Annotated in this window: 24 protein-coding genes; 8 read left to right on the top strand and 16 right to left on the bottom strand. The window is 61.0% G+C overall.

The annotated features are described in order from the left end of the window. Positions 1–10: 10 nt before the first annotated feature. The 4 genes from I6E74_RS04720 to I6E74_RS04705 all read right to left on the bottom strand — a co-directional run bounded on the left by I6E74_RS04720 (position 11) and on the right by I6E74_RS04705 (position 3,655). Positions 11–769, bottom strand: a complete 759-nt coding sequence (locus I6E74_RS04720; RefSeq protein ID WP_197123400.1) for an ABC transporter ATP-binding protein — start codon at positions 767–769, stop codon at positions 11–13. Then, a complete protein-coding gene (locus I6E74_RS04715) occupies positions 769–1,593 on the bottom strand; it encodes an ABC transporter permease (protein WP_231604468.1) in 825 nt (274 codons plus the stop codon). The genes I6E74_RS04720 and I6E74_RS04715 overlap by 1 nt, the downstream gene beginning before the upstream one ends. Before the next feature lie 59 nt (positions 1,594–1,652). After that, complete coding sequence (locus tag I6E74_RS04710; RefSeq protein ID WP_197123398.1) at positions 1,653–2,822, bottom strand: ROK family transcriptional regulator; 1,170 nt, start codon at positions 2,820–2,822, stop codon at positions 1,653–1,655. A 185-nt stretch (positions 2,823–3,007) separates the two neighbouring features. Beyond that, positions 3,008–3,655, bottom strand: a complete 648-nt coding sequence (locus I6E74_RS04705; RefSeq protein WP_197123396.1) for a fasciclin domain-containing protein — start codon at positions 3,653–3,655, stop codon at positions 3,008–3,010. A gap of 205 nt (positions 3,656–3,860) precedes the next feature. On the opposite strand from I6E74_RS04705, the gene I6E74_RS04700 reads away from it, so the two are divergent. Next, positions 3,861–4,142 (top strand): hypothetical protein, encoded by a 282-nt coding sequence (locus tag I6E74_RS04700; RefSeq protein WP_197123394.1) that lies wholly within the window; start codon positions 3,861–3,863, stop codon positions 4,140–4,142. Between the two features lie 99 nt (positions 4,143–4,241). Continuing rightward, positions 4,242–6,053 carry a cytochrome c biogenesis protein DipZ gene (locus I6E74_RS04695; protein WP_197123392.1) on the top strand — a complete coding sequence of 604 codons (1,812 nt, stop codon included), beginning with the start codon at positions 4,242–4,244 and terminating at the stop codon, positions 6,051–6,053. Between the two features lie 75 nt (positions 6,054–6,128). Here I6E74_RS04695 and I6E74_RS04690 read toward each other — a convergent pair whose 3' ends face one another. Then, positions 6,129–7,106: a thioredoxin domain-containing protein gene (locus tag I6E74_RS04690; protein ID WP_197123390.1), complete on the bottom strand. Its 978-nt coding sequence runs from the start codon at positions 7,104–7,106 to the stop codon at positions 6,129–6,131. 188 nt (positions 7,107–7,294) lie between these two features. On the opposite strand from I6E74_RS04690, the gene I6E74_RS04685 reads away from it, so the two are divergent. Both I6E74_RS04685 and I6E74_RS04680 read left to right on the top strand, forming a co-directional pair. Next, positions 7,295–8,395 (top strand): ABC transporter ATP-binding protein, encoded by a 1,101-nt coding sequence (locus tag I6E74_RS04685; RefSeq protein WP_197123388.1) that lies wholly within the window; start codon positions 7,295–7,297, stop codon positions 8,393–8,395. Between the two features lie 82 nt (positions 8,396–8,477). Next, complete coding sequence (locus I6E74_RS04680; RefSeq protein ID WP_197123386.1) at positions 8,478–9,788, top strand: DUF4032 domain-containing protein; 1,311 nt, start codon at positions 8,478–8,480, stop codon at positions 9,786–9,788. A 15-nt stretch (positions 9,789–9,803) separates the two neighbouring features. On the opposite strand, the gene I6E74_RS04675 is transcribed toward I6E74_RS04680, so the two are convergent. Next, positions 9,804–10,286: an Lrp/AsnC family transcriptional regulator gene (locus I6E74_RS04675; RefSeq protein ID WP_197123384.1), complete on the bottom strand. Its 483-nt coding sequence runs from the start codon at positions 10,284–10,286 to the stop codon at positions 9,804–9,806. Between the two features lie 99 nt (positions 10,287–10,385). Between I6E74_RS04675 and I6E74_RS04670 the strand changes: the two genes are divergently transcribed. Further along, complete coding sequence (locus I6E74_RS04670) at positions 10,386–11,570, top strand: PLP-dependent aspartate aminotransferase family protein (RefSeq protein WP_197123382.1); 1,185 nt, start codon at positions 10,386–10,388, stop codon at positions 11,568–11,570. An 87-nt stretch (positions 11,571–11,657) separates the two neighbouring features. On the opposite strand, the gene rlmB is transcribed toward I6E74_RS04670, so the two are convergent. The 3 genes from rlmB to I6E74_RS04655 all read right to left on the bottom strand — a co-directional run bounded on the left by rlmB (position 11,658) and on the right by I6E74_RS04655 (position 15,101). Continuing rightward, positions 11,658–12,692, bottom strand: a complete 1,035-nt coding sequence (gene rlmB, locus I6E74_RS04665; protein WP_197123380.1) for a 23S rRNA (guanosine(2251)-2'-O)-methyltransferase RlmB — start codon at positions 12,690–12,692, stop codon at positions 11,658–11,660. Between the two features lie 31 nt (positions 12,693–12,723). Continuing rightward, positions 12,724–14,154, bottom strand: coding sequence for a cysteine--tRNA ligase (gene cysS, locus I6E74_RS04660; protein ID WP_197123378.1), 1,431 nt, complete (start codon positions 14,152–14,154; stop codon positions 12,724–12,726). A gap of 86 nt (positions 14,155–14,240) precedes the next feature. Beyond that, entirely contained in the window at positions 14,241–15,101 is an 861-nt protein-coding gene (locus I6E74_RS04655; RefSeq protein ID WP_197123376.1) for a 3-hydroxyacyl-CoA dehydrogenase, read from the bottom strand. A 288-nt stretch (positions 15,102–15,389) separates the two neighbouring features. On the opposite strand from I6E74_RS04655, the gene I6E74_RS04650 reads away from it, so the two are divergent. Next, on the top strand, positions 15,390–16,316 hold the full coding sequence (locus I6E74_RS04650) for a sugar-binding transcriptional regulator (RefSeq protein ID WP_197123663.1): 927 nt from the start codon (positions 15,390–15,392) through the stop codon (positions 16,314–16,316). Positions 16,317–16,377: 61 nt separating this feature from the next. Here I6E74_RS04650 and I6E74_RS04645 read toward each other — a convergent pair whose 3' ends face one another. Further along, positions 16,378–16,899 (bottom strand): PTS sugar transporter subunit IIA, encoded by a 522-nt coding sequence (locus I6E74_RS04645; RefSeq protein ID WP_231604467.1) that lies wholly within the window; start codon positions 16,897–16,899, stop codon positions 16,378–16,380. Between the two features lie 156 nt (positions 16,900–17,055). Here I6E74_RS04645 and I6E74_RS04640 point away from each other — a divergent pair, with 156 nt between their 5' ends. After that, positions 17,056–17,337, top strand: coding sequence for a PTS sugar transporter subunit IIB (locus I6E74_RS04640; protein ID WP_197123374.1), 282 nt, complete (start codon positions 17,056–17,058; stop codon positions 17,335–17,337). A gap of 103 nt (positions 17,338–17,440) precedes the next feature. Next, positions 17,441–18,877: a PTS galactitol transporter subunit IIC gene (locus I6E74_RS04635; RefSeq protein ID WP_197123372.1), complete on the top strand. Its 1,437-nt coding sequence runs from the start codon at positions 17,441–17,443 to the stop codon at positions 18,875–18,877. 178 nt (positions 18,878–19,055) lie between these two features. Here I6E74_RS04635 and I6E74_RS04630 read toward each other — a convergent pair whose 3' ends face one another. The 6 genes from I6E74_RS04630 to I6E74_RS04605 form a co-directional block, all read right to left on the bottom strand. After that, entirely contained in the window at positions 19,056–19,313 is a 258-nt protein-coding gene (locus I6E74_RS04630; protein ID WP_197123370.1) for an HPr family phosphocarrier protein, read from the bottom strand. Between the two features lie 76 nt (positions 19,314–19,389). Then, positions 19,390–20,682, bottom strand: a complete 1,293-nt coding sequence (locus I6E74_RS04625; protein WP_197123368.1) for a dihydrolipoamide acetyltransferase family protein — start codon at positions 20,680–20,682, stop codon at positions 19,390–19,392. 1 nt (position 20,683) lies between these two features. Beyond that, the gene (locus I6E74_RS04620; RefSeq protein ID WP_231601123.1) at positions 20,684–21,721 is read right to left on the bottom strand and encodes an alpha-ketoacid dehydrogenase subunit beta; all 1,038 of its coding nucleotides are present in this window, start codon (positions 21,719–21,721) and stop codon (positions 20,684–20,686) included. 5 nt (positions 21,722–21,726) lie between these two features. Next, a complete protein-coding gene (locus I6E74_RS04615; protein ID WP_197106304.1) occupies positions 21,727–22,701 on the bottom strand; it encodes a thiamine pyrophosphate-dependent dehydrogenase E1 component subunit alpha in 975 nt (324 codons plus the stop codon). Between the two features lie 14 nt (positions 22,702–22,715). Further along, positions 22,716–24,041 (bottom strand): NAD(P)H-dependent oxidoreductase, encoded by a 1,326-nt coding sequence (locus tag I6E74_RS04610; protein WP_197123366.1) that lies wholly within the window; start codon positions 24,039–24,041, stop codon positions 22,716–22,718. Between the two features lie 128 nt (positions 24,042–24,169). Continuing rightward, positions 24,170–24,571, bottom strand: coding sequence for a transcriptional regulator GutM (locus I6E74_RS04605; protein WP_197123364.1), 402 nt, complete (start codon positions 24,569–24,571; stop codon positions 24,170–24,172). Position 24,572 lies beyond the last annotated feature (1 nt).

The following is a 24,572-nucleotide window of genomic DNA, read 5'->3' as shown; positions in this document are numbered from 1 at the left end:
ATTGGTGGAGTCATTCGTGGTGGTGCACTCCGCGCCAGACTCTGGCGCGGATCTCGGCAAACTCGGGAGAGAGCCGAATCTCCTCCCCGCGGGGATACGCGAGGGGAACGTCGATAATTTCGCTGATGCGACCGGGGCGGGGGCTCATAACAACCACGCGGCTGGCGAGGTACACGGCCTCGTCAACGTCGTGGGTGATGAACACGACGGTGCGCTTTTCTTTTTCCCAGGTCTCGAGCAGGTCGTCTTGCATCTGTACCCGGGTGAGGGCGTCGAGGGCACCAAATGGTTCATCCATGAGCAGTACTGATGGATGCACGGCATAGGCCCGTGCGATTGCCGCACGCTGCTTCATGCCGCCCGAAAGCTCCTTGGGCAGCGCGTTGGCAAAGTCTTGGAGACCGACGAGGCTCAAGTAGTGCATGGCGCGTTCGGCCCGCTCCTTCTTGGGTACCTTCTGCAGGCGAAGCCCGAACTCAACGTTTTCTTGAGCGGTAAGCCATGGGAACAGTGCGTACTGCTGGAAGATCACGCCGCGGTCGGGGCCGGGGCCCTTGACGGGTTCGTCGTTCACGAGCACTTGACCCGAGGTCGGCATGAGCAAGCCGCCGACGAGGTTGAGCATCGTGGACTTGCCGCAGCCACTTGGCCCGACGAGAGTGATGAACTCACCCTGCTCGACATCCAGGCTGACATTGTCGAGGCTGACTGTGCGGCCACGCTCCGTGTTGTAGATCTTGGTGACGTTTTTGATGGAGATGAGAGGCATTAGCGAGTCTCCTGCCAGCGAGTAAGTCGCCGTTCGGCGAGAAGAAGCAAACGGTCCATGATGAAGCCGAGCGCACCGATCATGATGATGCCGACGACGATGCGGTCGGTTTGCAAGAATTGGGCGGCTTGCTGCATCATCCGTCCAAGACCCGTCGGGGCTGCGATCAGCTCCGAGGCCACGAGGGTCGCCCACGAGGCACCGAGCGCGACGCGCATTCCGACGAAAATGAACGGGGTGGATGCCGGAATGACAACGCGGGTGAAGATCGTGAAGTCTTTGGCACCCAGCACTCTCGCCGCATTGATGAGGGTGATGTCCACGTTACGCACGCCCTGGAAGGTCGCGAGCACGCAGGAGAGGAAGGCCGCGAGGAAGATCACGAAGATCTTGGCGGTCTCACCGATTCCGAGGATCACGATGACCAGCGGGATGAGCGCGAGCGGCGGGATGGTGCGGAAGAACTGAATCCACGGCTCGAGCAATCCACGCGCGAGCCAGTACCAGCCCATGAGGAAGCCGGCCGGAATGGCCAAAGCCACTCCGAGCAGGAAGCCAGTCGTAACTCGGCTGAGGCTCGTTACGGTGTGGCCCCAGAGGGTTCCGTCGGCGATGAGTTCAGCAAAGCTGGCAACAACGTCAATCGGCGTCGGGATGAGTGCGTTGCGCGAGAGTACCGCGCTCAGCGTCCAAATCCCGATCCCGAGGAAGAACGTGATGACGTACAGCCCTTTGAGAGAACGCTCGCCCTTTTCGGTGTCCTCTGCGACGGCTGTCGGTGTTGCCATGGTCAGGGCCTCTGGTTCGGCCTTTCGAGCTGTCATGTCACGTTCCTGTTCGACGTCATTGTCCGGTCCTCTTGGTGTGATGGAGAAGTTGTGGTCTAGATGTAGAAATAGCGTTCAAGCGCGGCGGTTCCGCCTCCGAGCACTCCCGCGTACATGCCGAGCGACGATGGCTCGATACGAACGAGGGGGCGGATGAGCGGAAACACTTGCTGGCGGGTTTGTTCGGTAAGGCGCTCGAAGAAAGCCTCGGGCACCTCGGCGAGCGCGCCACCCAGCAGAATCACGTCGGGGTTGAGCAGGTTGACGATGGCCGATGTTGCGGTAGCCAACTGGGTGATGATCGAGTCGATGGATGCTCGCGCGGTCTCGTTCGTGTCCGCTGCGGCGTACAGCGCGGTGAGTGCTCCCCCGCCGTTGCTCGAGAGCCCGGCTTCGGCGAGCTGGCGCTGCAAGGCACCTTCGCTCACGATGGTTTCGAGGCATCCGTTGCCGCCGCAGACGCAGTCGATGCCGTTGTCGATAACGTGCAGATGACCGAGTTCAATGGCCCCACGCACGCCGCCAGCGAAGGGCTGCCCCTCAACGACAAGGCCGGCGCCGAGGCCCGTACGCAAGTAGATGAATGCAACGCTGCCGAGGTCTTTGGCGACACCGAAGCGGGCTTCGGCGAGCGCCATTGAGCGAACGTTGTGCTCTACGGTGACGGGGAGTCCGGTGAGCGGTTCGAGGATGTCGGCGACGGGAACATCTCGCCAGTCGAGGTTGATGGGGAGCAGGATGCTTCGGCCCGCGACATCCACGGGACCAGGAACGGCCACGCCAACTCCGATGACCATCGACTGGTCATATTCCGATGCCGCTATAAGTTCACTAATCGCGGTCGCGGCCTCCACCATGACCTCCGTGGCTGGGGTCTCAATGTCATAGCTGAGCGAGCTGGATGCCACGGTCCCACCCAGCAGGTCGATAAGACCGAGCTGAACGAAGCCAACACCCACTTGAACGCCGACGACGACGAACGCGTCGCGGACGATCGAAATCTCGGTGGCAGGCCGACCGAGTTTGGTGGGTGAGATCGAGTTGCCCTCGACGATCACGCCTTCGTCAACGAGTTGGCTGACGGCACGGGTGATGGTGGTGGGGCTGAGGTGAGCGCGGCGGGCGAGTTCAATTCGGGGCAACGGACCGCTGTCACGCAGCATGGTCAAGACCTGCGCACGCACAGAGGTCGCTTCATCGAATCGGCTTACGGCTTCATTGCTCACTTAGAGAAAATAACTCTGTCGAGGGAAGAAAGTCAAGCCTTGAGGTAACGAAAGCGCATCGCCCTCACGACCCTAGAGGCCTGTGTCTACCCTGTGCCGGTGCGCCAGAACCCCTGCAACTACGGGCCTTAACGCACAAACGGGGACCCGCGCCAGGCGCGGATCCCCGAAAGTTTTGCTACAAATTATGCACCGGGGGTGAGGACACCATCAATGAGGTAAACGGTTGCGTTTGCGGTGTGTACGCCACCACAGATGACGTTGGCGCCGTTGACGGTGATGTTGTCGCCGCTACCAGCAACGGTGATGGTCTCGCCGTTGACAGTGGTGAGCTCGCCAGCAATGTCATCCGGAAGGATCTGGCCGGGAACAACGTGGTACGTGAGGATGCTCGTGAGCAGGTCAGCGTTTTCGGTCTGCATGAGCGCCTCTACGGTCTCAGCTGGAAGTGCTGCGAAAGCGTCATCAACCGGAGCGAAGACGGTGAATTCTGAACCGTTGAGAGTGTCAACCAGGTCAACGTCTGCGTTCAGTCCACCCGAAACGGCTGCGGTGAGCGTGGTGAGCAGCGGGTTGTTCGATGCTGCTACTGCTACGGGGTCCTGCGCCATTCCGACGATCGAGCCGCTTCCGTCCGGAACGGTCTCGGCGTAGGCGGCACAGCCTGCGCCGACGAGGTCTGTCGTGTAGTCCATCTCCATCGATGACATGCTCTCCTCAGGAGCGGGTGCTGCAGTGTCTTCTGCTGCTCCAGTGGAACAACCGGCGAGACCGACCATTGCTACAGCAGCGAACGTGAGGGCGGCGAAGGTGTTGCGCTTAATGGATCGCATGTGAATCTCCTTGGTGAAAGTTGGTGGCCCCCGAATGGACCCGGTTTGCCGACTCGCTGCCGGCTTACACAGGACTATTCGGGGCACCCCCGAAAAGGGTTTGGAACTTTTTCAAAGATTTTCCCAACCGCTTTCGCGCATAGGGAGGTAAGGATTGTTCGCACGTAAGCTCAGAACGACTCCAGCAATCCGAAAGCAGTGCGATATGACCCGACGTTCCGCCAAGAAGAGTCGGCGTCGAGCAACGCCCGCCTCCGTTCTGGTAACTCTCGGCGGAGTCCTCATGAGTTGGATGCTGGGGGCCGTCGCCGTGCGGCTCGGGCTCGACTGGTCAGATACCTTCCCCTACTCCCCTGCCTCGGAGTGGCGCTACCTCGGCGTTGCTGTCCTCGCGCTTGCTATTGCGATCGGCGGAAGCATTGCGACGTGGCGCTTCGCTCGCCGCTTTCGCCGGCATCCGCATGCCGATCCCGAGCAGCACCCCTAGAGACGACGCAACCTCAGACCAACCAATTCGGGCAACGGTTCCGAACTGAGTGCAGCCGTCCGGGCTTCCGGGCGTCACACAGTTCTGTGGAGGAACCTCATGCTCAGTCTCGCCCTTATCGGCTTCCTAGGAGGCATCATCACGGGTATATCACCGTGTATCTTGCCGGTCCTTCCGGTCATCTTCTTATCCGGTGGCGCCATGAGTGCCCGCGGCGAGGGGGAAACCAAGAAGCGTCGCTTTGCCCGCCGAACAATGCCCCTGGCATCCGACGCTGCGGCCATCAGCACTACAGCGACGGCAACAGCCGAGAAGAATGCCGCCCCCAAGGTTTCGCCGTGGCGCCCCTACTTCGTGATCGCCGGCCTTGTTGTCGCGTTCAGCGTGTTCACGCTCATCGGTTCGCTCATCTTGGCACTGCTCAACCTCCCCCAGGACTTCCTGCGCTGGGCCGGCATTGTCGTTCTCGTTCTGATCGGCCTCGGCCTCATCATCCCCGCTTTCCAGCACATTCTGGAGAAGCCCTTCTCGTGGATTCCGCAGAAGAACGTCGGAACAGACAAGGGCGGCTTCGTGCTCGGCCTGGCTCTCGGTGCCGTCTACGTGCCGTGCGCTGGACCAGTTCTGGCCGCCATCACGGTTGCCGGCTCGACCGGACGCATCGGGCCCGAGACCATCGTGCTTACGATCACCTTCGCGGTGGGTGCAGCCCTCCCGCTGCTCATCTTCGCTCTCGCCGGCCGTCGTGTCGCCGAGCGCGTCAAGACGTTCCGCAAGCACCAGCAGAAGATTCGCGTCACCGGCGGCGTACTCATGATCGCTCTCGCGATCGGTCTCGTTTTCAACCTTCCTCAGGCACTTCAGCGCCTCGTTCCCGACTACACGAGCGCTTTGCAAGACCAGTTCAGCAACTCAGAACAGATTGCAGAACAGCTCAACCTCGGTGGACTCGTCAACGAGCAGAACAAGGATCTCGACCAGTGCACCAACGGAGGCACCGAGCTTGAGAGCTGCGGTATCGCTCCTGACATTCAGGGCATCCAAGAGTGGTTCAACACCGAGAACAACGAAGAAATCACTCTGGATGAGCTGCGCGGCGAAGTCGTTTTGATCGACTTCTGGGCATACTCCTGCATCAACTGCCAGCGTGCGGTTCCGCACATCAACAGCTGGTACGACGCCTACAAGGATCTCGGCCTGAACGTCATTGGCGTCCACTCCCCCGAGTACGCGTTTGAGAAGGTTCCGGCCAACGTCAAGGCTGGCGCTGAGAATTACGCGATCGAATACCCGGTCGCTCTCGATAACAATCTCAGCACCTGGACCAACTACCGCAACCGTTTCTGGCCGGCGCACTACCTGATCGACGCTGAGGGCGTTGTTCGTCACATCAAGTTCGGTGAAGGTAGCTACCAGACCACCGAGAAGCTGATTCGTGAACTACTCGTGGATGCCAACCCTGACGTTCAGTTGCCGCCGGCAACCGAGGTCAGCGATGACACTCCCGAAGCGGGAACCACCACTCCCGAGACGTACCTCAGCCTCGGCAAGGTAGTGAACTACGGCGGCGACGAGAAGTACTCGTCGGGCACCAACACGTACAGCTTCCCTTCGAAGCTCGCCGACAACAGCTTCGCTCTGAAGGGCGACTGGGAGCTCACGTTCCAGAACGCGACTCCCCGCGACGGGGAAGGCAGCATCAAGCTGAACTACACCGCGAGTGAAGTCCGCATGGTGCTCGGTGGCGAAGGCACGATCACGGTGAAGCGCGATGGCAAGACGGAGACCATCAACGTTTCCGGAACGCCGAACTCCTACTCGATCATCCCTAAGGGAGACACGATCGAGACCGGCACGTTGGAGGTGACGGTGGGCGAGGGCGTCGAGGCGTACTCGTACACGTTCGGCTAACCCGAACTCCTCTGCACAACGACACAGGCCCCCGATCCAGATGGATCGGGGGCCTGTGTCGTTGACTAGCGCGACCTACGGAGCAGGCGTGGGAGTCGGTGTCGGTGTTGAACTTTCGATGAAGTCATCACCAGCAGCCTGAGTAACGAAGGCCTGGAAGCTGACGAGGTCGTCCACTGCGCCCTCGTACTTGATTCCGTTGACGAGAACGGTCGGGGTTCCCGTGACCGCTCCGACGTCAGAGTTGGGGATGGGGTCCGAAAGAGCACGCGCTGTGGAGTTGCTAACCCAGGACTTGAAGCTCTCATCGTTGATGCACTCAGCGATGACCTCCGTGTTTTCTACCCCGGCGATGTCCAAGAGCTCAATGAGGTCGACATCGCTGAGCCCTGAGGTGTTTTCTTCAGGCTGGATTCCGTCTGAGAGAAGCAGCGAGTGGTACGCATAGAAGTCGTTCGGCGAGGTGTCTGCGACGCAGGCAACGGCGTTGACCGCACGCGAGGAATATTCCGAGCCGAGCGAGAGCCGGTCGAGGATGGTGATGGGGTGCACTTCGAGAGTTGCTGCACCGTTGGCGACGAGACTCTCAATATACGCACCGTTGGTCTGCTCAAAAGCACCACAAATGGGGCACAGGTAGTCAACATAGATCTGGATGTCAAGAACGCCTGATTCTTCATCGTGGACGCTCGGGATCGGATCAGCATCCGCTTCGAGCGCAGCCGTCGGCGTAGCGATGAAACCCTGACTGAGTTGAACACCATCGCTAGCAAAGTTCTGCGGTCCCGGGCCTGCAGGCTGGTTCGAATTCACGAGCACGAGAGCAATGACCGCGACGATGGCGACGAGCGCGAGGCCAACGCTGCCTTGAAGAATCCACTTGGTGCGGCGATCTTTCTTCTTCTGCTCGTCACGCTGAACGCGAGCTTTTTCACGCGCCGCTTCGCGACGCTCATTCTTGCTGAGTCGGCCATCGCCGGAGTTGCCGTTGCTCAATCGAACCTCATCTGCCGTGTAAATCGCTGTGGAAGGCGCCCAAAAATTACGACGCACCCGTCGATTTTAGAAGGAATCGCTGGGAATTGCCCAACCGAACCCTAAGTTGGCGACCATTTCGGGGTGGACCACTCTGTCATTCACCCCCCAAAAGAGTGCAATAATGACCCAACGCGGTTTCGACCGCTGTCCATCACTCGGATCGTCCGGCACGTACCTGCCGGTGAAGGAGAAATAAAAGAACAATGGCGTCTGTAACTTTTGACAATGCAACACGTCTCTACCCGGGATCAACGATCCCCGCTGTAGACAAGCTGAATCTTCACGTAGAAGACGGCGAATTCCTCGTACTTGTCGGCCCTTCGGGTTGCGGTAAGTCCACCAGCCTTCGCATGCTCGCCGGCCTTGAAGAGGTCAACGATGGCAGCATCCTCATTGGTGACCGCGACGTCACCGATGTTCCGCCGAAAGACCGCGACATCGCCATGGTCTTCCAGAACTACGCTCTCTACCCGCACATGACGGTTGCCGAGAACATGGGCTTCGCGCTCAAGATCGCCGGCGTCAACAAAGAAGAGCGTGCAGCTCGCGTACTCGAAGCAGCGAAGCTTCTTGACCTCGAGCCTTACTTGAGCCGCAAGCCCAAGGCACTCTCGGGTGGTCAGCGTCAGCGTGTTGCCATGGGTCGCGCTATCGTTCGCCAGCCCCAGGTCTTCCTCATGGATGAGCCGCTGTCGAACTTGGACGCCAAGCTTCGCGTTCAGACTCGTACGCAGATCGCTAGCCTGCAGCGTCGCCTTGGAGTCACCACTGTCTACGTGACTCACGACCAGACCGAAGCGCTCACCATGGGTGACCGCATCGCTGTGCTCAAGGATGGAATCCTGCAGCAGGTTGGAACTCCTCGCGACCTGTACGAAGCACCGCAGAACATCTTCGTTGCTGGCTTCATCGGCAGCCCCGCTATGAACCTCTTCAGCGTTGACATCGTCGACGGTGGCTTGCAGTTCGGCGACGCCGTTGTTGCGGTTGACGCTGAGACGCTCGGTGAAACCGACGCTAAGACGGTCACCATCGGCATCCGTCCCGAAGACGTCATCGTTTCGACGTCGGGCAACGGCCTTCCCGTTGATGTTGACCTGGTTGAAGAACTCGGTGCTGACGGTTACCTCTACGGTCACGCAGAGATCAAGGGCGAGCGTGTTGACATCGTTGCTCGCGTTGATGGCCGGTCGCACCCGAACGCTGGCGAGAAGGTCTTCTTGACCCCTGAGCCTCACCACGTGCACGTGTTCGACACCGAGTCGGGCCTGCGCCTCACCAAGAAGCCTGTAGTCGCAAGCTAACTTCCGCTTTACGATCGAGCCCGTCGACGTCGAACCCAGTTCGGATGTTTGGCGGGCTCGTTCTATTTTCAAGGACACGTGAATGACTGGTTCTGTCAACATCACCGCCGCCACCGTCGATCCGGCCCTGCTAGATCTGCCGTGGGAGTTGCCGCTCGAGCTGTGGCCCGATGATTCCATCGCGATCCTGCCGAAGGGTATTTCGCGACACCTCGTGCGCTTTGCCAATCTCAGCGGCTACGTCGTGGCGATCAAAGAGACCTCAAGCGAGCTCGCTAAGCGTGAGTACGAGATGCTGCGCACCCTGCAGAAGCTCGACGTTCCCTGTGTCGACCCGCTCGCGATCATCACGAACCGCACGGCGGCCGATGGCGAAGAACTGAAGTCGGTTCTTGTGACCCGACACTTGCGCTTCTCACTCCCCTACCGGGCCGTGTACTCCCAGAGCCTTCGTCCAGAGACCGCTCGCCGCCTCGTCGATGCTCTGGCGGTGCTGCTGGTTCGTCTGCACATTGTCGGCTTTTTCTGGGGCGATGTTTCGCTCTCCAACACTCTTTTCCGCCGTGACGCTGGCGCGTTCGCGGCCTACCTCGTGGATGCCGAGACCGGGCAGTTGTATGACCGGCTGTCGAATGGTCAACGCGAGAACGACCTCGAAATCGGTCGCGTCAACATTGCGGGCGAACTGCTCGACCTGCAGGCCGGCGGACGACTCGAACAAGACATTGACCCCGTCGAGATCAGCAATGGCATCGTCGCCCAGTACCGCACGCTGTGGCAGGAGCTCACGGGTTCCGAACGCTTCGACCAGTCCGAACGCTGGCGCATCAACCAGCGCGTTGAGCGTCTCAACGCTCTCGGCTTTGACATCGAAGAACTCGCCATCAAGACGGAAGACTCGGGCACCCGCGTGCGCATTCAGCCGAAGGTTGTGGATGCCGGACACCACTCGCGTCGCCTGCTGCGGTTGACCGGTCTCGATGCTCAAGAAAACCAAGCTCGCCGCTTGCTCAATGACATGGATTCCTACCGCGCCGCGTTCGACAAGCAAGACATGGACGAAGAGATGCTTGCCCACGAGTGGGCCGCGCGCGTCTTCGAACCCGTGATTCGCGCGATCCCGAAAGAGATGCGCGGCAAGCTCGAACCGGCTGAGGCTTTCCACCAGCTGCTCGATCACCGTCGCCAACTCGCGCAGGATTCCGGCCACGACATCCCGCTGGCAGAAGCTGTGGGCAGTTATGTCGAGAATGTGTTGCAGTTCCGTCGTGACGAAGCCACCATGATCAACCCGCCAACGGGCGCGTTCACGATGCCGATCACGATTCAGGGCGAATTAGCCGCCGCGGATGACGGTGGCGACGACGAAGAGGACTGGCGCCTCAAGGTCTAACCAGGCGTCGTTTCGCTACGACAAGAGTTGTTCGAGGCCCCGCCCGGTCACGTGTTCGAAGACCAGATTGGTTTCGGAATGCGCGACAGCCGGATGACTGGCCAAGTACGTGAGCACAAAGTCTCTCAGTTCTGCCGCGCTGTGAGCCGCGACGTGAAGCAAGTAGTCGTCGCCGCCGCCGGTGTGGAAGAAGGCCAGCACGCCAGGCCAGTTCGGGGCAGCACTGCGGAAAGCATCCACGTCTTCGCGCACGTGTTTGACGAGTTTGATGGAGATGAGGGCCTGCACGCTCATGCCGAGTTTGGCGACATCGATGTCAGCGTGGAAACCTCGAAGATAACCTTCGTCGTGCAGGCGACGAAGGCGCTGAGAGACAGTGGATTCGGCAACTCCGGCTGCGGCTGACAGGGCCGACCCCGACATCCGCGCGTTGCTGGCTAGGCTCGCCAAAATGGTTTGATCGATTGAGTCGATGGGCAGACTATTATTCTCTCGCACGGTGGCCTCCTGAGTCGCAGCTTATGCGAAAAACGTCACATTTCGTGAAGATTCTGCAGGAGAGTTGATTAGCGTCGAAGTTTCTGCTGTTATCAAGTCATGCTGCCTCACGACATCCATCTCGAAACCCTTGCTGTTCACGCGGGAATGGAGGGCGTGCAAGAATCTGGTCAGCACGTTCCCTCGATCGACCTCTCCACCACCAATCCGCTGCCGAGCGTCGAAGTGGGTGGCGACTCCTACGAGAACCTCGCCACGGGAAACCCCCTCATCGATGGCCACTCCGCGGTCTACCAACGACTCTGGCAGCCAGGTGTCGCTCGATTCGAAGACAGCCTCGCCGCCCTCGAAGGAGCGGAAGCCGCCGTCGCGTATGCCAGCGGCATGGCAGCGCTCTCCGCGGTGCTGATTTCCATCGCTTCGGCCGGCCGCCCGCACGTCGTGGGCGTTCGCCCGCTTTACGGTGGAACCGACCACGTTCTCGACAACGGACTGCTCGGCACGACCGTGACCTGGGCGGATGCCGACTCGATCGTCAGCGCCATTCAGCCCAACACGGGCCTCATCATCATTGAGTCCCCCGCGAACCCCACCCTCGAACTCGTCGACATCAAGAAGGTCGTCGAGGCCGCCGGTGCCGTGCCCGTTCTCGTGGACAACACCTTCGCGACTCCCGTTCTTCAACGCCCCATCGAATTCGGCGCCGCGATGGTGCTGCACAGTGCCACCAAGTACTTGGGTGGCCACGGGGATGTCATGGGCGGGGTTATCGCCACGAGCGAAGAGCACGCCAAGGCCCTGCGCAACGTCCGCGCTCTCACTGGTGGCGTTCTGCACCCCTTTGCGGCCTACCTGCTTCACCGTGGACTTCGCACGCTTCCCCTGCGCGTACGCGCCCAGCAGGAGACCGCGGGCGAGCTTGCTCGTCGCCTCGACGGTCATCCCGCGCTCGCTCGCGTGCTCTACCCCGGTCTTCCCGGCCAGGACCCGGCTGGACTCATCGGAACCCAATCGGCCGGCGCCGGTTCGCTCATCGCTCTCGACCTTGCCGGCGGCTATGACGCCGCGGCGAAGTTCACCGAGTCGGTAAAGCTCATCACCCACGCGGTATCGCTCGGCGGCATCGACACCCTCGTGCAGCATCCGGCATCGCTCACGCACCGCCCGGTTGCTTCCGAAGCGAAGCCGGGAGCGGGAATTGTGCGTGTCTCGGTCGGGCTCGAGCACGTCGATGACCTCATGAACGACATCACGGCTGCGCTTGACGCGGTCAGCGCAAGCTAGCCGCACTTTCCCTAAACGCAGAGAGCCGCTGTCCCCTCGGGGGCAGCGGCTCTCTGCGTTGCAGCACAGGATCACTCCTGCGGCACGCTACTTCTTTTTGCGAGCTGCTGAGCGCAGCTTCGAGATCTCATAGAGCGTGACACTCGCGGCGATACCGGCGTTGAGCGACTCGGTCGATGCACTGATCGGGATCGACACGATGGCGTCGCAGTTTTCAGTGACGAGACGCGACAAGCCCTTACCTTCGCTACCGACGACGATCAGAACGGGCTCTTTCGCCAGCGGCAAGGAGGGAAGCGACACGTCGCCATCCCCATCGAGTCCGAGCACGAAGACGCCACGCTTCTTGTATTCCTTAATCATCTGCGTGAGGTTATTGGCCATAGCAACGGGTGTGCGTGCGGCAGCACCGGCCGAGGTTTTCCACGCGGATGCCGTCATGCCCACCGAGCGACGCTGCGGAACAATGACACCCTGGCCACCAAACGCGGCAACCGAACGCACGATGGCGCCGAGGTTGCGCGGGTCAGTGATGCCGTCGAGAGCAACAAGCAGCGGAACCTGGCCGCGAGCTTCTACCTTGTCGAGCAATTCCATGGGGTGCGCGTACTCATACGGCGGCACCTTGAGGGCAAAGCCCTGGTGCACAGAGTCGAAACCAGCAAGGCGGTCGAGTTCTGGACGCATCACTTCGAGCACGGCAATGCCGCGCGAGGTCGCGAGCTTGAGGATCTCCTTGACGCGGTCATCGTATTCGATGCGTGCAGCCATGTAGAGAGTGTGGGCGGGGATCTTGGCGCGAAGAGCCTCGAGCACCGAGTTACGGCCAGTGACCATCTCAGACTCGTCGGCAGACTTCGCCACCCGCGACCGGCTGGGCTGGCTCGAACGCTGGCCGCCCTCGGAGGGCTTGCCACCGTTTCGGCGAGTTCCACCGGCTGCTTCATAGCGCTCGGCCGCAGCCTTGCGCTTGCCTGCGGGGTGGTACGGGCGGTCTTCTGCCTTGGGAGTGGGCTTGCGACCTTCGAGAGCCTGACGTCCCTGGCCTCCCGAGCCGACCTGGGGGCCCTTGCGGCCCTTACGTACCGCTCCTGCGCGGGGTGTGTTACCTGGGTTTTTCACGAGTGTTGCTCCTGTCGGAAGCGCCGATCAGTCACGGCAAGCTCCAATGCGATCCGGTCGAGTCATCTTCTAGTGCGATGCCCGCCGCTGATAGTTCATCACGGATTCGGTCTGCGGCAGCAAAATCCTTAGCTGCGCGGGCCGTATTGCGATCCTCAATGAGCTGTTCAACCAGTACTGACAAAGCAGCAACGGCTGGCTCTGAACGCTCAGAACCCCATCGTGGATCAAGTGGGTTGATACCCAAAACCTGTGCCATAGCGATCACGTGTGATCGCGCGGTGGCAACCGCCGCAAGATCTCCGTCGTCGAGGGCAGCGTTGCCCGAACGAATCGTCTCGTGCACGACCGCGAGCGCCTGAGGCACTGCAAGGTCGTCATCCATGGCCTCGCCGAATGCCTCGGGCACCTCTGTGGTGTTCGCGACGTCGAAGCGAGTATCTCGCAGTCGACGCGAGGCACGCTCAATGAACACCTCAAGGCGTTCAAAGGCTGCTTCTGCTTCAGCAAGTGACGTGTCAGTGTAGTCGATTGTGGAGCGGTAATGGGCCGCTCCCAACAAATAGCGCACCACAATCGGGCGGGCGGCATCCAAAAGGTCGCGGGCGAACACCGAATTGCCGAGTGATTTCGACATTTTTTGGCCGTTGACGTTGACCATGCCGTTGTGCACCCAGTGGCGAGCGAACTCATCACCAGCAGCGGTCGACTGGGCAAGTTCGTTCTCGTGATGAGGGAACCGCAAATCAAGGCCACCACCGTGGATGTCGAATGCCCCGCCCAAATATCGGCGAGACATGGCAGAGCACTCGATGTGCCAGCCTGGACGACCGTTGCCCCACGGCGACGACCACGATGCTGACTCGGGTTCAGCGGCCTTGCTCCCCTTCCAGAGGGCGAAGTCTCTCGGGTCGCGCTTGGAGCGCGGGTCGGCATCGGCTGCGGCAACCATGTCGTCGAGCTTCTGCCGGGTGAGTTCACCGTAGGAGGGCCACGACTGAGTGTCGAAGTAGACGTCGCCGGAGTCGTCGCTCGCGGCATAAGCATGGCCGCGCTCGATGAGCTTCGCGATCAGTTCGCGCATCTCACCGATGTTGCCGGTGGCGCGGGGCTCGTAGGTCGGCGGCAGAATGCCGAGCTCGTTGTAGCCCGCGGTGAACTCGAGTTCGACACGGTAGGCCAAGGCCCACCACTGTTCGGTCGAGCCTTCGGCTGCGGCATCCGCTGCTCGGGTCAAAATCTTGTCGTCGATGTCGGTGACGTTGCGCACGAGCGTGACGTCGAGCCCACGGTAGGTGAGCCAGCGGCGCCAGATGTCGTAGACGAGGGCCGAACGCAAGTGGCCGATGTGCGGAGACGACTGCACGGTAGGACCGCAGACGTAGATGCCCACCTTGCCCGGCTCACGGGGATCGAGGTCGAGGAGGCTGGCGCTACGGGTGTCGTACAGGCGAATAGTCACTAAGCAAGTTTAGCGACCGCCGCTGAGGATTACACGGTCGCACACAGAGGCACGGCGAAGGCGAGCTTCGCCGTGCCTCTCAGGCGCTACTTCGTGTAGGTGTAGAAACCTCGACCGGTTGCGATACCGAGGTAGCCCTTGTCGATGTATTCAGTCTTCAGCCACTCGGCGAACCGCTTCGCGTTGTCATCACCGTGGGACATGACGTTGTACGGCGTAGTGAGCCCGATGACGTCGAAGATCTGGAACGGCCCCATAGGAGCACCAGTAGCGATCCGCCACGTGTTGTCTACGTCGGCGGGTTCTGCATAACCATCGGCCGCGAGCTCTGCCGCAGCGTTGAGGAACGGAACGAGCAACGAGTTGAGAACGTAGCCGGCCTTCTCCTTGTGGATCGGAATCGGCACCATACCGATTGCAGAAGCGAACTCCACGACCGAATCGAAGACAGCGGGGTCGGTGTCTGCCGTACCCATGATCTCTGCAGTGTTGAACTTCCAGATTTGGTTGGCAAAGTGCAGTGCGAGGAACTTGTCTGGACGCCCGGTGGAGTCCTTGATGTCGCTGGGCAACAGAGTGGACGAGTTTGTCGCAAAAATCGTGTGGGCGGGAGCGAGCTTTCCGAGCTCCGCGTAGGTGGTCTTCTTGAGGTCAAGAATCTCGGGAATGGCCTCGATAACGAGGTCGGCGTCCTTAACTGCATCCGCAAGATCGGAGGAGAACCGCACGCGACCGAGGGCTTCTTGCGCCTTGCCGTCTGCCGCACCAGCAACGCTGTCGGCAACGTAGGTGCTCGCCAGCCCGTCGAACCGAGTGCGAGCCTTCTCTAGAACTTCATCGTTGATGTCGTATGCCACGACCTCGAAGCCACTGAATGCTGTTTGGTATGCAATCTGGGATCCGAGCACGCCAGTGCCCAGAACCGTTACACGCTGAATGTTTGTCATTGTGCTCTCTTCTCTTCGGTTTATAACCTGATCCGATGCTCTAAATTTACTCCTGATTGGCTGAGCCTTGGCTGTACCTCACGAGTGTGCAGCATGTGCTTCAGCGGGATATAAAGCGCTTGTTTTCTGGGGGCATGTGGGTCACGGACTGGCATCAATCAGGGGTTTTTAGCTAGCAGAACCCTGCAAATCACGCGCACGAGTGTGAAGACCGAAGTAGAATCAGTGCAAATCAGCAACGAAGCATGAGAGAGGAATGGACCGATACCCAGTCCACGCAATCAAGCCATGCTTGTGAAGGCCGCCACTCTCTACTACCTCGAGGGCAAATCACAAGCCGAAGTCGCCCAAGAGATTGGGGTCTCGCGATCGAACGTCTCTCGCGTGCTCGCTGATGCCCGCAAGAACGGCATCGTCGAGATCCGTATCAACGATCCTTTCGGCCGCGCTCAAGACCTCGAAGCTCAACTCGTCGCCCGCTACGGACTCCGCGAGTGCCGCGTCGCGCCCAGCACCGGCGCCGACAACCAACTCACTCGCGTTGGCGCGCTCGGCGCCCAATGGCTCATCGACAATCTGCCCCGCGACGGCGGCATCGCCCTTTCCTGGGGCTCAAGCGTGCAGGCCGTCGTTGATGAGATTCCGGATGACTCCTCCCACGAGAACATCGAAGTGCTTCCCCTCGTCGGCGGGCTTTCCATCGTGGACTCCGCTCGCGACGGCAACGTTCTCGTCCGCCTGCTCGCCACCAAACTGGGAGCGCAACACCGCCGCCTTTACGCGCCCGCGGTCGTCGAATCCCCCGCATCCCGAGAAGCATTCCTGCGCGAACCGTCCATCACCGGCGTATTGAGCGCATCGAAGCGGGCCAAGATCGCGATCGTTGGTGTCGGTAACGTCGGCGTTGGAGCTTCTGGCGCGATCATCGAGTCGATGAACTTGAGCAAGACTGAGCGCGCTGAGTTCGCAGCATCCGGAGCCGTTGGTGACTGCTGCACACGCTTCTTCGACAGTGACGGAAAAATCGTCGAGTCAGTAGTTAATGACCGCGTCATCGCGATCGATCTGGAAGAGCTCGGCAACATTCCGACCGTCGTGGGCGTTGCCGCCGGAGCACAGAAGCTCGAGGGCACCCACGCGGCGCTCACGGGCGGGCTCTTCGATGTGCTCGTCGTCGACTCGGACCTCGCGCTCGCGCTCCTCAACCAGCGTTAACGAGCACCGCCCCGCGGAAGTCACGCTTCAGGTCAGCAGCGAAGCAGCTCCCGGCGGCCCACTACTGAGCGGTTGAAGCCAGCAGGCCGGCGAAAGTTGCGGCGAGTTCTTCCGCAGTCGTGGCTGCGCTCAGCGTTTCGTGCCAGCCATCGAGTTGGAACACGGCGATGAGTTGCGACAGCATCTCCGTTTGCGCGTGCGGCTCGGTGACGAGAATAAGCACCGCGACCCGGGCTGCGACGGTGGAGTCAGCTCCGCCCATTTCGCCGAAGTCGACCGGTTCTGCCAGCATCGCAATTCCTAGGCCCGACTCGATGGCATGTTCGATATCCGCATGAGGAATAGCAACAGGGATGACGGTCGGCAGCCCGGTGGGGTATGCCCGTTCGCGCTCAAGCAGTGCCAGCTCATAGGTGGGGTGCACTGCTCCGACGGCGAGCGCCTGGGCCGCGAAAGCCGTGAGAACTTCGGCACTCGAGCTGGCTTGGAGGCCCACAAAGCTGAGGTCGGCGCGCGGCATTACGGTCGCGGTTGCGCCCTCGTGGTTGGCATCTGCCGCGGCTGCGTTGGTCGTGTCGCTCATGAACCCTCATCCTTCATTGGCGGTGGTTAAGTTTCGTGTCTGTCGGGCACTTGGCGACTGTGTTAGTCAAAACAAGAACCACTTGTACACATTTGTACATCAAACGTGCATAATTGTGTCACACCAGTCATTCGCGAATACATTGGAGTATCGAAATTGGCCTCAAAACGCATCCTCGTCATCTGTGGCACCGGCGTCGCAACATCCACCGTGGTCGCAACAAAGATCAAGGACTTTTGTGCGTCTAAGGGCCTCGACGCCACAATCTCGCAAGGCAAAGTAACCGACACTCTGCGCGGCGACCTCGCTGCAGACTTCATCGTCGCCACTACCCAAGTGCCCGACTCGGTCGGAATCCCCGTTATCGCCGGACTCCCGTTCCTTACCGGAATGGGCCTCGACAAGGTGTATGCCGAAATCGAGAAGCAGTTCGGCTAATTCACCCCGACGCCGTGCACCGCAGTTAACCATTGCGGTGCGTTACCGCGCGCTCTAGCGCACCCACACCACTCACTTCAGACAGAGAATTGGACGTTCAACGTTGAACATCATTGAAGATATTCTGACGAATATCACCAGCTATCTCACGGCTCTCGGAGCCTCCGTAACCCTGCCGATCCTCATCACGATCTTCGGCATGATCCTTGGCCAAAAGTTTAGCCAAGCCCTCCGCGCCGGTGTCCTCATCGGCATCGGCTTCATCGGCATCAACCTCGTGATCGGCCTCATGGCCGGCACGGTTGGTCCCGCCGCTCAGGCTCTCGCCGTGAACCTCGGCGTGAACCTCACCGTTCTTGACGTTGGTTGGCCCGCGAGCGCCGCCATCGCGTTCGGATCAACTATCGGGGCGGTGATTATTCCTGTCGGCATCCTCGTCAACATGTTGCTGCTGTGGTCGGGCCTTACCCGCACGTTCAACATCGACCTGTGGAACTTCTGGCACTTCGCCCTCGTGGGCGCTCTTGTCGGAGCCGTCACCGACAACTTCTGGATCGGTATTGCCGCTGCCGCCGTGCACATGGTGATCGTTCTGGCCCTGGCCGACCTCTCGGCACCGATGATCCAGAAGTACTTCAACTTCCCCGACATCTCGTTCCCCCACGGAACCAGCGCGCCGTACATTCTGTTCGCGATCCCCTTCAACTGGATCTTCGACCGCATCCCCGGCTTCCGCAACCTGAAGGCTGACCCGCAAACCATCGAGAAGCGCTTCGGTGTCTTCGGTGAATCGATGATCTTGGGCCTCGTGCTCGGAATCATCATCGGGCTCGCTGGCTTCGGCTTCGACGACCCACGTGAAGACTCGATTGCGATCCTCGTTCTCGCCATCAGCCTCGCCGCCGTACTGCTGCTCCTGCCGCGCATGGTGTCGATCCTCATGGAAGGCCTCATCCCGGTCTCCGACTCCGCTCGCGAGTTCGTTCAGAAGCGTTTCCCCGGCCGCAAGTTCTACATCGGTCTTGACACCGCTATCGCCGTGGGGCAACCCGCTGTGCTCGCGACGTCGCTCGTGTTGGTTCCGGTTACCGTGTTGATCGCTATTGCGCTCGCTCCGCTCGGCAACCAGGTACTGCCGCTCGTTGACCTTGCGACTCTGCCGTTCATCGTGGCCATGATGGTTCCGATCTTCCGCGGTAACATCGTGCGCTCCGTCATCGGTGGCGCAATCGTTATTGCGATCGGCCTGTTCATCGCCACCGCAACGGCACCGCAGTTCACGGCCATCGCCGAAGCTTCCGGCTTCAGCGACAATCAGGGATCACAGCTCATCTCGTCGCTCGTCGACGGAGCCAACCCTCTGACCGGCCTGTTCTTCGGAGTAGCAAACCTCGGCGGCTGGACCATTGCGGTCCTCGCCGTGCTCTCCCTCGGATTCGCCTACTGGGTGAGCCGCCTCGAGAAGAAGCGCGACATCGTTCGTGCTCAGGTCGAAGCGGATGCCGCAGCAGCATCCGACGAAGAAGCAGCCAAGGCCTAACAGGCCTGGCTTCGCCGCCGAAAGCCCCGCTCCCCCAGGAAGGAGCGGGGCTTTTGTGCGTCCGCTGGACGGCGCTTGACGGCGCTGAAGGGCGCTGAAGGAGGATCGCCGACCGGTGAACGGCGCTTAACGCACAGAAGGCCCGCACCATGCCGGTGTGGGCCTTCTGTGTTAGTTGCTATTCGACGGTGGAGAGCAGTTCTACGAGCTGGTCGAGAACGCTGTCAGCGCCCTCATCGTCGGAGGCAATCGTGACGGTTTCGCCCTGCGAGACACCGAGCGAGATAACGGCGAGGATGCTGGCCGCGTTGACGGCCTTCTCACCCTTAGCGACCGTGATCTTGAAACCGCTCTTGCTGACGGCCTGCGTAAACAGAGCAGCGGGGCGGGCGTGAAGTCCGGACGGTGAAACGATTGTGGCTGTGCGTTCTGACATGGTGTACCTGTTTCGAAACGTGGTGGACAGCGCCCGTACGGAGCGCTGGGGTGGAACCCGCGAGCGGGTTGCGGCTCTAGAGCAAACGCTCCGGGGTCGCGACGAGGTTGGTGATGGTCGCGAGCATTCGTGCGGCATCCGCACCGTCAGCTACACGATGATCGACGGTGAGGCCGATCGTGCAGCTCAGACGAACACCGAAGGATTCGTCGTCAAACACGCGCATGCGCGGCTTGACGGCTCCCGACGACAAAGCTGTCGACTGCGGTGGGGTCAGTAGTGCGTTGAACGATTCCACGCCGAATCCACCCAGATTCGAGAATACGCTTGTTCCGCCGCCGAGGCGTGCGGGCGGCAAGGTTCCTTTGCGCGTCTCATCGACGACGGTCGCAATTTCGGCGACCAGGTCGGCCAGCGTTCCCTTGTGCGAGTTCGTCAGCACCGGCGCGATGAGCCCCGATGGTGAGTCAATCGCGAGCGCAATTCCGATGTGCTCGTTGGCAGCAACTCCCCCATCAGTCCAGGTGCCATTGAGCGCAGCGTTCTCGGCCAGAGCGATTGCTTGAGCCCGCACAAAGAGCGCGGTCCAGCTTGCGCCGCCGAGCGTGGTTTTGCGCACGGCAGCCAAAGCTGACAAATCGAGATCAACGTAGGCAGTGAACTGCGGAACGAGAGCGGATGCCGCCATCACCTTGGCAACTTGCTTGCGGGTGCGCAGGCGGCGAGCTTCTACCGGGTCAACCGCTGTGGCGGGCGCAGCGGCCACAGCCGGAGCCGGAGCTGCTGGTGCTGCGGCCGGAGCCGGAGCGGCGACGGGGGCTGCAGCGGCCGGAACGACCGCAGGAGCAACGGGAGCGGCTGACGCAACCGGTGCCGCAACGAGGGCTGCGGGTGCTGCGGTAGCCGCTTCGACATCCGCGACCCGCACGGTGTTGTCTGGGCCGGTCGGTGTCACGGTCGCAAGGTCGATGCCTGCGGCTTCTGCTGCACTGCGTGCGGCCGGAACGGCAGGAATCCAACCGGTGGCGATCGGCGCAGGCGCAGCAACGGGCGCAACCGCTTCGGCCGCAACCGCAGCCGGAGCTTCAACAACGGGCTCGTCGAAGAGGCCGCCGAGCAGGTCATCCGCTTCGGTTGTGATGAACGCGATCGTGTCGCCTACCGCGTAGACGTCATCGGGCTGCGCAATGATGCGAGCGAGCACACCATCGAATGGCGACTCCACTTCCATGTCGACTTTGTCGGTCGCGACCTCACAGATCGGCTCCCCGGAACGAACCGAGTCACCTTCCTGCTTGAGCCACGCGACCATCGTGCCCTCTTCCATGGTCATGGACATTTTGGGCATTGTCAGTGGCAGCTCAGCCATGTCACCACTTCCGAACGAGATCAGTGGCTGCCGCGACGATGTCTTCAACTTGAGGAACCGAAGCGCGTTCGAGCTTGGGTGCGTACGGGATGGGGATGTCGAGGCCAGCAAGACGCTTGATCGGCGCACGAAGGTAGCCGAAGGCATCCGACTCGGAGATGATCGCAGACACTTCGGACATGAAGCCGAGTGTACGCACAGCCTCTTGCACGAGCAGGACACGACCGGTGGCCTTGACGGTGCGCAGGATGGTGTCGCTGTCGAGAGGCTTGAGCGTGCGCGGGTCAACCACGGTTGCTTCGATACCGTCGGCGGCGAGAATCTCGGCAGCCTCGAGTGCGCGGCTCACCTCGACACCGGTGGCAATAATGGTGAGATCCTTGCCCTCGCGAGGAACAGCGGCGACACCGAGCGGCGTGCGGATGTCTCCCGTGCGCACCTCTCCCGAGGTCTTGTAGAGCAGCTTGTGCTCGATAACCATGACCGGGTTGGGGTCGTCGATCGCCGAGAGCAGCAGGCCCTTGGCGTCATCCGCCGTTGCCGGCATGACAACCTTGAGACCCGGGATGTGCACGAACCACGCTTCGAGGCTCTGCGAGTGCTGCGCGGCAGCACCCGTTCCCGAGCCGCCGGGAGCGCGAATAACCATCGGCACGCTCACGGCGCCACCGAGCATGAAGTGAATCTTCGCTGCCTGGTTGGCGATCTGGTCCATGGCCTGAGCCGTGAAGTCAGAGAACTGGATCTCCACGATCGGGCGCATTCCGGTCATGGCAGCACCGACACCGGCACCCATGATGCCGAGCTCACTGATGGTGGTGTCGCGGATGCGCTCGGGGCCGATCTCGTTGATCAGCTCGCCGGTGACTCCGAAGGCGCCACCGTAGGTTCCGACATCTTCACCCATGATGAAGACGGCGGGGTCCTTAGCCATGGCGATGCGCATTGCGTCGCGAATGGCCTCAGAGTAGGTCATTGTCACTGTCTCGGCCGGTGCGGGGGCCGCTGCGGGCTGGGCCGCGGTCGTCTCAATAGTCATCGTTGTTACCTTGCGTAGACGGCGGAAAGTAGATCGTCAGCGGTGGCGTCCGGCGCAGCGTTGGCGCGCTGAACGGCACTGCGCAGCTCGGTGCGCACGTTGTCGCGCACAGCGTCGATGTCAGCCTGCGTGAGGCCACCGGCGGCGAGAGCCAGAGCTTCGAAGTGAGGAATGGGGTCTTTACCGCGCCACTCATCGATCTCGTCGCGCGTGCGGTACAGGTTCTTGTCTGACTTCGAGTGTCCGCGCCAGCGGTACGTCTTTGCTTCGATGAAGGTCGGGCCGCCGCCAGCACGAGCGCGGTCAACCGCTTCCTTCGTGGCGTCATAGACAGCCTGAACATCGTTACCGTCAACGGTGACTCCGGGGATGCCGTAGCCCTTCGCGCGGTCAGAAAGCTGGTCGAGGTTGAAGGCCTTCTCTGACGACATCGACATGCCATAGAGGTTGTTTTCGCACAGGAACACAACGGGAAGCTGCCACATGGCCGCGAGCACAACGCCCTCGTGCCAGGCGCCTTCACCCATCGCGCCGTCACCGTGGAAGCTCACAGCAACCTGCTTGGTGCCGCGCATCTTCGCCGACAGCGCTGCGCCGGTAGCGATAGGGATTCCACCGGCAACGATGCCGTTCGCACCGAGGTTTCCGGTTTCGGTATCCGCGATGTGCATGGAGCCACCGCGGCCGCGGCAGTAGCCGGTTTCTTTCGCAAGAAGTTCAGCCATCATGCGCTCCATATCGGCGCCCTTGGCGATGCAGTGACCGTGGCCACGGTGCGTCGAGGTGATGTAGTCGTCCTTATTGAGGGCGAGGCATGCTCCCGTTGGCACGGCCTCTTGACCGATCGACAGGTGCATGGTGCCGTGCATGAGTCCACGGCCGTAGAGATCTTCCACTGCTTCTTCAAAGCGGCGGATTTTCCACATGGTGGCGAGGCTGGCTGCCGCGAGTTCGCGGTCCGCAACGATCTGCGTGTTCATAGTGGTCACCTTTCTTAAACGGAGAGCAACGACGCGAGTGCAGGAACCTGCAGCTGGCCATCGGCGAGAAGGGCATCCTGCAGCTTGCGCAAGATCACAATCGTTTTGGTTTCGTCGAGCTGTACGTCGTCGTAGGTCACCGCAGTTCCCTTGGCAACGTCACGGATGAGCGTGCCCGCCGATGCCAGACCGATGGGCAGTTCGCGCCCAGCCTTGGCCTCGGCTGCCGGAACAGCGTCACCGTAGACGTGCTCACCACCGATCCCATCGATTTTCTCGCCAACCTTGAGGTCGCGCTTGGCCATGGCAGAAACATCTGCGTTCCAGGCGATCGGAGCGAGCGACGGCTGGCGGTCGATCATGACCTCGCCAATCGACAGCACTGCCTCGACGCTGGCGAGGTGGTACGGACGGTAGAACGCAAAGTAGGGGCCTTCGCCGAGCTTGAGGTAGCTGAGCTCCTCGTGCACCACGGGGTCAGTTGCCTTCGCAACAACGAACACACCGGGAGCAACCGGGCCAGTGGCGTAGTCAACAACACCGCTGCGGTCAAGGATGCCGCCGTCTTCGATGGGCTTGAAGATGTCCTGCAGGGTCGGCACTGTTGCGGCCGGTCCGTGCATCGAACGCTTCGTGAGCTCAAGGTCTGCCGCGTTAGCGAGGGCAGCCATCTCGATCATCGTCTTAGTTCCGTCGACGAAGCTGCACAGCATCCGCGGGTTCATGCCCTTGGTCTTGGCTTCTTCTTCGAGACTGGAGGGGGTAGCCGACTCGTTGAGCGGGTTGTTCTTGCCCTTACCGGCGAGCACAACGTCAAGACCGATGTCTTCGACGTACTCGACGAGCTTCAGGCACTCAACGGGCTCATCGCCACGGCAGACGGTGTAGATGTTGCCGGTCTGCGCTGCGATGCGAGCCAGGAGGAGACCGACGGTGACGTCTGCCTCAACAGTCATGAGGGCGACATCCTTGCCACCGAGCAGCGAAGCCAGAGCGACTTTGGCGGCGATCTCGGGAACGCCCGAGCACTCGATGACCATGTCGATAGGGAGCTTGGGCAATGCGAGAGCGTCGTTGACGACAACGTGGCCGCCCGCTTCGATTGTGGCGGCAAGCGTCTCGAGGTCTGCTGACTGGTCAACGTCGGTGATGCCGGCGTTGGCGAGAGCGCTTACGGCACGGTCGATCGCAATGTCGGCGACGGCGGTGATGTCGACGCCCTTTTGGCGTGCGATCTGGGCGATGAAGCCGGAGCCCATTTGGCCTGCTCCGACGAGTCCGATGCGGACGGGACGACCGACTTCACGCTGACGCGCAAGCAGTTTGTTTGTGTAACCCATGACTACCCCTTTGAAACCACGTTATATGCACTTATGTGCGTTAGTTAATCAAGTATGTGTATTTAGTATGCCCCGATAGGAACAACGATGCAATGCCGGATGCTGAAGCATCCGAACAGGCACTGTCGCTACTTGCGGGCTGCCGCTGCGACGTTGCGCTTATACGTAACCCAGTACTGCTTGGTCGCGTAGTCCACGGCTGCGGTCATCATCTTTTCCTTCGTGCGAAGCACGGCGGTATCGAGATCACCGATCAGCTCGGGGCGCGGCTTGAAGTGCGCCATGACGGTGCTGCCGACCATGGCCTCGGCGGCCACGATGCGAGATGTTGACGCGTCGACGACGAGGAGAACGATCGCTCCCCGGAGGAAGCTCTTGCCTCGCCCCGAGACGAGGAAGTGGTCTTTGACGCCGAGGAAGCTGGTTCCCAGGCGCTTGGTGGCACGAGAATACGTGCGCTGTTGAAGAAGGCTGAATACAACGCTCAGTACGAGCGCTGCCATCAGCAGTAATGCGAAGCCGGTGTCCATG

Origin of the sequence: Salinibacterium sp. SWN139 (assembly GCF_015864625.1) — a bacterium.
GTDB lineage: Bacteria > Actinomycetota > Actinomycetes > Actinomycetales > Microbacteriaceae > Rhodoglobus.
This window is presented reverse-complemented; position numbering and strand designations above follow the sequence as displayed.

Excerpts from the sequence above, each read along its gene's own strand:
- I6E74_RS04720 (WP_197123400.1), bottom strand. The coding sequence starts at position 769 with ATGCCTCTCATCTCCATCAAAAACGTCACCAAGATCTACAACACGGAG.
- I6E74_RS04715 (WP_231604468.1), bottom strand. The coding sequence starts at position 1,593 with ATGACAGCTCGAAAGGCCGAACCAGAGGCCCTGACCATGGCAACACCG.
- I6E74_RS04705 (WP_197123396.1), bottom strand. The coding sequence starts at position 3,655 with ATGCGATCCATTAAGCGCAACACCTTCGCCGCCCTCACGTTCGCTGCT.
- I6E74_RS04700 (WP_197123394.1), top strand. The coding sequence starts at position 3,861 with ATGACCCGACGTTCCGCCAAGAAGAGTCGGCGTCGAGCAACGCCCGCC.
- I6E74_RS04695 (WP_197123392.1), top strand. The coding sequence starts at position 4,242 with ATGCTCAGTCTCGCCCTTATCGGCTTCCTAGGAGGCATCATCACGGGT.
- I6E74_RS04685 (WP_197123388.1), top strand. The coding sequence starts at position 7,295 with ATGGCGTCTGTAACTTTTGACAATGCAACACGTCTCTACCCGGGATCA.
- I6E74_RS04680 (WP_197123386.1), top strand. The coding sequence starts at position 8,478 with ATGACTGGTTCTGTCAACATCACCGCCGCCACCGTCGATCCGGCCCTG.
- I6E74_RS04670 (WP_197123382.1), top strand. The coding sequence starts at position 10,386 with ATGCTGCCTCACGACATCCATCTCGAAACCCTTGCTGTTCACGCGGGA.
- I6E74_RS04655 (WP_197123376.1), bottom strand. The coding sequence starts at position 15,101 with ATGACAAACATTCAGCGTGTAACGGTTCTGGGCACTGGCGTGCTCGGA.
- I6E74_RS04650 (WP_197123663.1), top strand. The coding sequence starts at position 15,390 with ATGCTTGTGAAGGCCGCCACTCTCTACTACCTCGAGGGCAAATCACAA.
- I6E74_RS04645 (WP_231604467.1), bottom strand. The coding sequence starts at position 16,899 with ATGAGCGACACGACCAACGCAGCCGCGGCAGATGCCAACCACGAGGGC.
- I6E74_RS04630 (WP_197123370.1), bottom strand. The coding sequence starts at position 19,313 with ATGTCAGAACGCACAGCCACAATCGTTTCACCGTCCGGACTTCACGCC.
- I6E74_RS04625 (WP_197123368.1), bottom strand. The coding sequence starts at position 20,682 with ATGGCTGAGCTGCCACTGACAATGCCCAAAATGTCCATGACCATGGAA.
- I6E74_RS04620 (WP_231601123.1), bottom strand. The coding sequence starts at position 21,721 with ATGACTATTGAGACGACCGCGGCCCAGCCCGCAGCGGCCCCCGCACCG.
- I6E74_RS04615 (WP_197106304.1), bottom strand. The coding sequence starts at position 22,701 with ATGAACACGCAGATCGTTGCGGACCGCGAACTCGCGGCAGCCAGCCTC.
- I6E74_RS04610 (WP_197123366.1), bottom strand. The coding sequence starts at position 24,041 with ATGGGTTACACAAACAAACTGCTTGCGCGTCAGCGTGAAGTCGGTCGT.
- I6E74_RS04605 (WP_197123364.1), bottom strand. The coding sequence starts at position 24,571 with ATGGACACCGGCTTCGCATTACTGCTGATGGCAGCGCTCGTACTGAGC.